This window comes from Anaerolineae bacterium (assembly GCA_013178165.1).
GTDB lineage: Bacteria > Chloroflexota > Anaerolineae > Aggregatilineales > Ch27 > Ch27.
In genome coordinates this window covers 71,911-79,400 of sequence record JABLXG010000032.1, presented here as the reverse complement: position 1 = coordinate 79,400, position 7,490 = coordinate 71,911, and the positions used below count along the sequence as shown (strand labels likewise).

Here is a 7,490-nt window from a genome sequence, read left to right as displayed (position 1 = left end):
AGAATGAAGTCGCGTGTCATTTTGAGAGAAAATACACATGCGATTTGGTGCTTAGATGGGCAACCTTCAACCGGCATCTGAATTTCAACCGCGAAAGATACACTACCGGACTTTGCAACAGCCGTGCCGCCACCCTTTGCACTTTGGGCGCGAAGGCGGATAATTGACCTGGAAAGCGGGCTGCATCCGTATCAGCCTGCCCGGAAGGCGACACATCATCATGACGCTGATCGATCACCGCATCCTGATCGTTGCGCCGCCAGAGGCAATCTGGGAACTGGTTGGCAATCTATCCGCTATGCCCAGGTGGCACGTGAACTGCTCCCAGGCCAGCGTACTGAACACACGCCAGAGCGGCCCCGGGACTCGCTGCCGCCTGAGTATCACCAACGGCCCGGATATCGTTTTCGAAATTGTGTCCTGGGTGGAAAACTTCGGCTACGAGTACAGGGTCGTTGATGGACCGTACCGCACAAGCCTGGGGCGCATCCGCCTGCGTGTGCTGCCACAGGGGACGGCCGTTCACTGGACGTTTGAGTATGAACTTGGCGGTCTGGCCGCCGGGGTGCGGGACGCCCTGTTCACCCGCCAGCGGCTGAGCGACGAAATCGAGCAAAGCCTCAAGCGGCTGAAGAAGGTCGTCGAAGCTGCCGGAATCAGCATGTCAGACGAACTGGCCGAGCGCGTGGCCATGCGCCCTGCCCCCACCGCCGAAGAACGCGCTGCCCTGGCCGAGACCGTCATCCGAACGCAGCCGTCTCTGAAAGCGGCGCCTGCACCCCAGGAGCCGCTGCCTGCCCCAGCCGCGCCAACCGTGATCGACGAAGGCGACCTGCCCCCACCGCCCATCCCCACCGCGCCAACCGTGATCGACGAAGGTGACCTTCCGCCGCTGCCAATCCTGGAGGAACCGCCGCTGGATGTCGAAGATACCCGGCCTGCCCGCGCCATTACTGCGCCGGAGTTCGCAGCACCTGCCGATGTTCTGCCCACATCCCCGGCGGCAGGCCTGGCTGAGGCTGAGCCGGTGGCAGCAGTCGAACCACGCCTTACGGACGAGGCGCTGCCCACACCTGATAGCACGGCCCCAGATACCACGCCGGATATGGTGCCTACCGAGCCAGCGGTCGAGATCGTATCCCCGTCATCACCCGGCGTGGAGGCCCCTCCCGAAACGATAGCGGAGACAGTTCCGGAGATGCCAGCAGTGAGCGCGCCGGAACCTGAGCCACCGTCCACGGCCCCCGAAACGACCACCACACCTGCAGTCGAGGACAGACCCTCTCTGCTCTTTGGCGGGGAAATCAAGCCGCTCGGCCCCAGCATCTGGGATGTCTTCGGGATCAAGCCACCCAGCCAGGCAGAAGCCGAGGCTGGTGCCGAACCAGTCGGCAAGGAGTCAACCGGGACTACAACGGCTTTGCCCGCAGAATCCACCACATCGGAAGGACGATCCGACCGGTTGCACTCCCGTCCCGCGACCACGCCTGAGGGGCTACGTCGGACGCTTAACCGCCGCCGGCTCGCCCGGATCGGTCAACTGCCGTCGCAACCGGCACCGCCGAAAAAGAAAAAAAGGACCAGCAGACGCCGATCTTCTTCCTAGAGACCCGGCTACGAGTCAGTTGACACCCTGTTCCGCTAGAGCACGTCCGCCAGGTCACGGCCACGTGCTGCGGCCCGCTGGGCCTGCCAATCACCCAGTGTCGCAGGGATCGGTTTGATCTCATCTTCAGGGCGGCGCACCAGCGCTAACGCGCCCTGCTCGCAGTGCAGCGCGCATTGTCCACAACCAACGCAGCGCCGCCGGTCGACGGCCATGATCCCTGTGTCGTCCAACGCCAGCGCCCCAAACTGGCACCATTCGGCGCACGTCTGGCATCCCGTACACAGCGCCGCATCGACAACACTTTCGAATGCGGCCCGCGCCACGACATTCGCCATGCCTAGCTCAGCAATACCACGCAGAATCCCACACCCGCAAGTACAGCAGTTGCAGATATACGAGGTGTGATCCTGGCGGTTGCCCACCGTATGAACCAGTCCGGCATCGGCAGCCGCACGAAGCATCGCCAGCGACTCCTCACGCGTCAGGGGGCGCACAACCTCCGCCTGGTCAAACGCACCTGGTTCGCTGCTGAAGACCATGCAGACTTCAAGCGGATGCCCGCACGCCTCACCGATCAGCTCCTTCTGCTTACGGCAGATGCACTCGGCGACACCCCACGCCTGCGCCCGGTTGATGATCGCCATCGCGCTCTCAAAGGGTTGGATATCAATCGAAACCGGGATTGTCTCATTAATCGGGATCACACGGTGAAATTGCGGTTCGACATCCATTGTCGTCGCAGTGAATACCCGCTTGAAATAGGCCTCAACCAGCCGCGCCAGCTCAGCATCCAGAACCGGACCCTGATTCTCATAGAAGCCGACGACGAACGGCATTAGCGTATAACCCGGCCCTTCATCTGTGCCCACCACATCGATCAGTCCGCGATTCGCCAGGTCTGTGAGCATGTAGCTCAGTTTGTCGGCATCCCTGCCAATCCGCGCTGCAATCGTCGCGGGTGTCTCGGGTGTCAACCGTAACTGGGCCGCCAGTTCCGCTTCTTCCGGTGTGAAAAGGTACGCCAGCACCGCCAGTTCCAGCCCATCCGGGGTGGACGGGAATCCATTGGGCAGCGCATCCAGCCGCGCTGCCAGCCACCGATATTCCTCAGCGTACTGGGGAGTCGTCATGACACACACTCCTCTGGAGTGCCGTAAAGGTCACCCCGCTTCTCCCTGCTTCACTGGCGGAATCATCACGCCGGCGTGGCATGCAGCGAAGATGCCAGCGTCCTGCTCAACAACACAGTTTGCCTACTATGGTAGGCCTGATTGTCTGATCTTGGAAGTGTGATCCGGACTGGATAAAACAAAAGAGGACCGGTCTAAACCGGCCCTCTTCCTGGGGTGACTGGTGGGATTCGAACCCACGATCTTCTGGGCCACAACCAGATATGTTAACCCCTACACCACAGTCACCATATTTACTTGCCTGACGCAGGCGCAGTATAGCACAGCGACAACAGGATTACCAGCCTGAATTTCCACCCTTTTCTGCCACAATAACCAGCGCCACGCTACGCTGGCAGGGCACTTCAACGCGCTGAACCTGAAAGCCAGCCGCCTCATAGAGCTGCAGCGGCTCGACTGGCCAGGGGCCTCGCTGCCCGGTCACACGATACGCCCATTCCAGCACATGGCGCAGCAGCCCTCCGCCGGTCAGTACACCGTTGGCCACCACGACCAGCCGCCCACCCGGTTTCAGCACCCGGTACACCTCGCGGGCCGTTTGCGGGTCAACAATGAAATCCGTGGGAAAAGTACTGACCACCGCCGGGAAGCTCTCCGCCGCGAACGGCAGGTGCTGGGCCATCCCCCGCACCAGCCACGGCGTGACATGCCGCCGGACCAGCTTGCGCTGGGCAATCCGTCCCATCGCCGGGGACAAATCAAGCCCCACTGGCTTCAGACCGGCAGCCCACAGGTCAACCTGCAGGTCGCCTGTGCCATGCGCCAGTTCCAGCACCCAGGCGCCTGACTCCACCGCCAGGAGGCGCAACGCCGTTTGCTGCCAGGCGTGCCACTCCCCCAGCGACACAACCCGGCTGACGAGATCGTAAGTCCAGGCCAGTTCATTGTAAAGCAGGCGAAAGCCCAGGCGGACAAGCGCCCACCAGGCTCGCCTGAGCATCAGCGAAGCTCCGCAAACGTCATCAGCCGGATGCCCTCCGCCACCACCACCTCGTGGGTGGCCGGATACGTCAACCACTTGAGTTCCTGCTCGCGCTGAACGTTATAGGGGCTGTCCAAACCGTCAGCGTACCCCGGATGGCACATCAGCTCGGTCACCCCGGCAGGCGGCAGCGTCGTCAAGATGGTCAGCAATTCACCCAGAATCGCCCTCCGGTCATAGAAACTGGAAACCATCCGATCCGGATAGCGGACATCCCGGTATTGCGTCAGGATACCATGTACCTCTTCGGCCACCGCCCGCGCCTGCATGGGTGGTAGGCTGGCCAGCAGCCAGTCCTTGGCTGTATCCAGTGCCCGCTCGCCGTATTCGCCGCGCCGGATCGGCAGGTTGTACTCGCGAGCCAGCGAGAGCATTACCCGCAGCGCTGCTGGGAAGATATACGTTGCTCCGTGATGGGAATCCAGATGGTCGGGCAGGCGGCCCACCAGCGCCTGGAACCGGGCAAACTGTGCCCGCAGCTCGCGTTCGACTTCCTCCGCCGCCCAGCGCATCGTTACCGGGGCCAGGGCGGCCGGAGGATAGAAGCGACCATCGTCATCAACCAGCGTGGGCACTTCCGCCGGGTCGCAGACAGGCCGGCCGCTGGTCAGCGTCAGGTGCAGGCCGATGCCCATGAAAGGCGCCTGTTCCAGCAACAGGGCAATCCCATGTTCAGCAGCGGGATAGTTGACCATGGCCGACGTCGATGTGACAATGCCCTTCTGGTGCGCTTCCAGGATTCCCCGGTTGATCCCCGTCGAGCGACCCAGATCATCGGCGTTGACGATCAATTGTGGCATTGCGGTCCTTCTTTCCCGTCAGCCAGGCGGGGGCATACCCGCTAGCGCTCACCATGCAGTACCGCCCGCAGCACATCCGGACGGTCGCTCATGATCAGGTCGACTCCCATGTCACGCAATTCGCGCATCCGTTCCGGTTCGTTGACCACCCAGACGTTAACGCGCTGGCCGCGCCGCCGCGCCTGAGCCACATAGGACGGCGTCACCCGGACATGATGGGGGTGATCAGCTTCGACCGGCAACCCTACCATGAGTACCGCCGCCAGCCAGCGTTGAGCAGGCGGCGTTTCCCAGTCATGCAGGAAACCCAGCGGCAACCGCGGCGCGATCCGGCGCATCCGCCGCAAGCGGATCGGATTGAACGACGAAATGATCACCCGCTCACCCAGGCTATGTCGGGCAATCAGGTCGGCCACTATCGCCTCCAGGCCATCAGCCTGCCGGCCCATCCCTTTTAACTCAACGTTGATCAGCAAGCGCTGGCCTACTGCTTCGAAGACTTCCGCCAGGGTGGGGATTCGCTCCCCCCGAAAGCGCGGGTCAAAGTAGCTCCCGGCGTCAAGCTCCTTGATCTCCGCCAGAGTTTTCTCCCGCACCAGTCCCGTGCCATCGGTGGTGGTATCAACATGCTCGTCGTGGATCACCACCGGCACCCGATCACGGGTCAGGTGCACATCCAGTTCGATACCATCAGCGCCATACTGCGCCGCCAGTTCGAACGCCGCCAGTGTGTTCTGTGGCGCATCGTGGCTGGCCCCACGGTGCCCGAAGTTGAGCACGCGATCCATGTACATCGCCTTAAGGGGCAAACTGCCGGACAACGCTTCCGCCTCCCATCATGCCGGGGCAATCCATACGCCCCCCCGGTTACAGGTCAAAGTAAACCTGCACGTCGCCATCCTGAACACGCACATCAAAGTGGTGAATCGGCCTGACCGCTGGCAGACGCCGCACCGCTCCGCTGCGGATATCGAACCGCGCGCCGTGCCGGGGGCATTCGATCTCATAGCCGTCGAGCACACCTTCAGCCAGCGGTCCGTCGTCATGCGTGCAGAGGTCCTCGACCGCGTAATAAGTGCCATCCACATTGAAGATGGCAATATACACACCGTCGACCTCAACAACTTCCCGATCGCCGGGGCCAATGGCTTCGGCCCGGCCTGCTGATACCCACTCCGCCATGCGCTCACCTCACCGATCAATCGTCGTCTTCGCCCGTCCAGTGAGTCAGACCATAAGCGCCAGCTTTGAGAACTTTCAGGGAAAGCAGGGCGCATTTCAGCCGCACAGGTGTTAATGGGATGCCCAGCATATCCAGAATGTCCTGCTTGCTGAAGTGGCGCAACTCCTCCAGGGTCTTGCCGATCATCGCCTCCCCAAGCATAGATGCCGACGCCTGGCTGATGACGCATCCCTCACCATCCCAGCCAACCGCTTTGACCCGGCCCTGTTCATCCAGTTGCACGGTCAGACGCAGCCGGTCGCCGCACAGCGGATTGTCGTCCTCGTAGTCAATGTCCGCAGGCTGCAACACGCCCCGGTTGCGCATGTTCTGCCCGTGGTCGATGATCATCTCCCGGTAGAAATCTTCCATAAGTCCTGCCCGCCTGCCTCACACCGTGAAGACCTGCAGCACCCGGTAAAGCGCCTCGATTAGGGTGTCGACCTCCTCGAGGGTATTATACAGGTAAAAGCTGGCGCGGGTGGTCGCGGGGATGGCGAAGCGCTCATGCAGGGGCATAGCACAGTGGTGCCCGGCCCGTACGGCCACCCCTTCCACATCCAGCATCTGGGCGACATCATGGGGATGCAGGCGATCCAGCGTGAAAGCAGCCACGCCGCCCTTACGCGCTGCGTCCGGGCCGTAGACCCGCAGTCCCGGCACCTCCGCCAGTCGCTCCAGCGCATAGGCCGTGATCTGCTGCTCATAGGTATGGATGGCGTCCATCCCGACTGCGGTCAGGTAGTCAACTGCCACCCCCAGCCCGATTCCTTCCGCGATGGCCGGAGTACCCGCTTCAAACTTGTAGGGCAACTCGTTCCATTCGCTCCCGCTCAGGCGAACGCGCCGGATCATATCGCCCCCGCCCTGATACGGCGGCATCTCCTCCAACAATGAGCGCCTGGCGTACAGCACGCCAATGCCTGTCGGCCCCAGCATTTTGTGCCCGCTGAAGGCGAGGAAATCCACATCCAGAGCCTGAACGTCGACCGGCAGGTGGGGCACACTCTGGGCGGCATCCGCCAGCACCAGCGCGCCGGCGGTGTGAGCCTTACGCACCATCTCCTCCAGCGGATTGATCGTGCCCAGCACGTTCGACATATGCGTCACCGCCACCAAGCGCACCTGCTCGGTGCGCAACAGGCGATCGTAGACCTCCATATCCAGCGTACCGTCATCCAGCACCGGGACTACCAGCAGCCGGACACCGGTCTGCTCCCGCAGGAGTTGCCAGGGGACGATATTCGAGTGGTGTTCCATCTCCGTGATCACCACCGCATCATCGGGGCCAAGCCGCGACCGCCCCCAGCTCTGGGCCACCAGGTTGATGCTTTCCGTTGTGTTACGGGTGAACACGATTTCCCGCCAGGAAGCTGCGTTGATGAACGCTCTGATCTTTTTGCGGGCGCCCTCATACGCCTCGGTTGCCTGCTCGCTCAGGGTATAGATGCCGCGATGGACATTGGCATTGGTGGTCTCGTAATAGCGGCTCATCGCCTCGATCACCTGGCGCGGCTTCTGGCTGGTGGCAGTGCTATCCAGGTATACCAGCGGGACGCCGGGACGAACTTCCTGGTACAGGATCGGGAAATCCTGGCGAATCCGGTGGACATCCAGCGCAGGCGTTGCGTTCATAGCCGTAGCTCCGTCGTCGTTTTCATCACCTGTGGCCCGTAGCAAGCTGCAG

8 protein-coding genes and 1 tRNA gene are annotated in these 7,490 nt (G+C 62.2%); 1 reads left to right on the top strand and 8 read right to left on the bottom strand.

Annotated features, from left to right (window positions below):
• Positions 1-220: 220 nt before the first annotated feature.
• Entirely contained in the window at positions 221-1,606 is a 1,386-nt protein-coding gene (locus HPY64_15465) for a hypothetical protein (GenBank protein NPV68540.1), read from the top strand.
• A 35-nt stretch (positions 1,607-1,641) separates the two neighbouring features.
• On the opposite strand, the gene HPY64_15460 is transcribed toward HPY64_15465, so the two are convergent.
• The 8 genes from HPY64_15460 to HPY64_15425 form a co-directional block, all read right to left on the bottom strand.
• Positions 1,642-2,739: a 4Fe-4S binding protein gene (locus tag HPY64_15460; protein NPV68539.1), complete on the bottom strand. Its 1,098-nt coding sequence runs from the start codon at positions 2,737-2,739 to the stop codon at positions 1,642-1,644.
• A 212-nt stretch (positions 2,740-2,951) separates the two neighbouring features.
• Positions 2,952-3,027 (bottom strand) — tRNA-His (locus tag HPY64_15455).
• 49 nt (positions 3,028-3,076) lie between these two features.
• Positions 3,077-3,739, bottom strand: a complete 663-nt coding sequence (locus tag HPY64_15450) for a class I SAM-dependent methyltransferase (GenBank protein NPV68538.1) — start codon at positions 3,737-3,739, stop codon at positions 3,077-3,079.
• A complete protein-coding gene (locus HPY64_15445; GenBank protein ID NPV68537.1) occupies positions 3,739-4,581 on the bottom strand; it encodes a ChbG/HpnK family deacetylase in 843 nt (280 codons plus the stop codon). Before HPY64_15445 ends, HPY64_15450 begins: the two co-directional genes overlap by 1 nt.
• 41 nt (positions 4,582-4,622) lie before the next feature.
• Positions 4,623-5,369, bottom strand: a complete 747-nt coding sequence (locus HPY64_15440) for a glycerophosphodiester phosphodiesterase (GenBank protein NPV68536.1) — start codon at positions 5,367-5,369, stop codon at positions 4,623-4,625.
• Positions 5,370-5,448: 79 nt separating this feature from the next.
• Positions 5,449-5,763 carry a non-heme iron oxygenase ferredoxin subunit gene (locus HPY64_15435; GenBank protein ID NPV68535.1) on the bottom strand — a complete coding sequence of 105 codons (315 nt, stop codon included), beginning with the start codon at positions 5,761-5,763 and terminating at the stop codon, positions 5,449-5,451.
• A gap of 16 nt (positions 5,764-5,779) precedes the next feature.
• On the bottom strand, positions 5,780-6,175 hold the full coding sequence (locus HPY64_15430; protein NPV68534.1) for an iron-sulfur cluster assembly scaffold protein: 396 nt from the start codon (positions 6,173-6,175) through the stop codon (positions 5,780-5,782).
• Between the two features lie 18 nt (positions 6,176-6,193).
• Entirely contained in the window at positions 6,194-7,420 is a 1,227-nt protein-coding gene (locus tag HPY64_15425) for a cysteine desulfurase (protein ID NPV68533.1), read from the bottom strand.
• Positions 7,421-7,490: the final 70 nt, after the last annotated feature.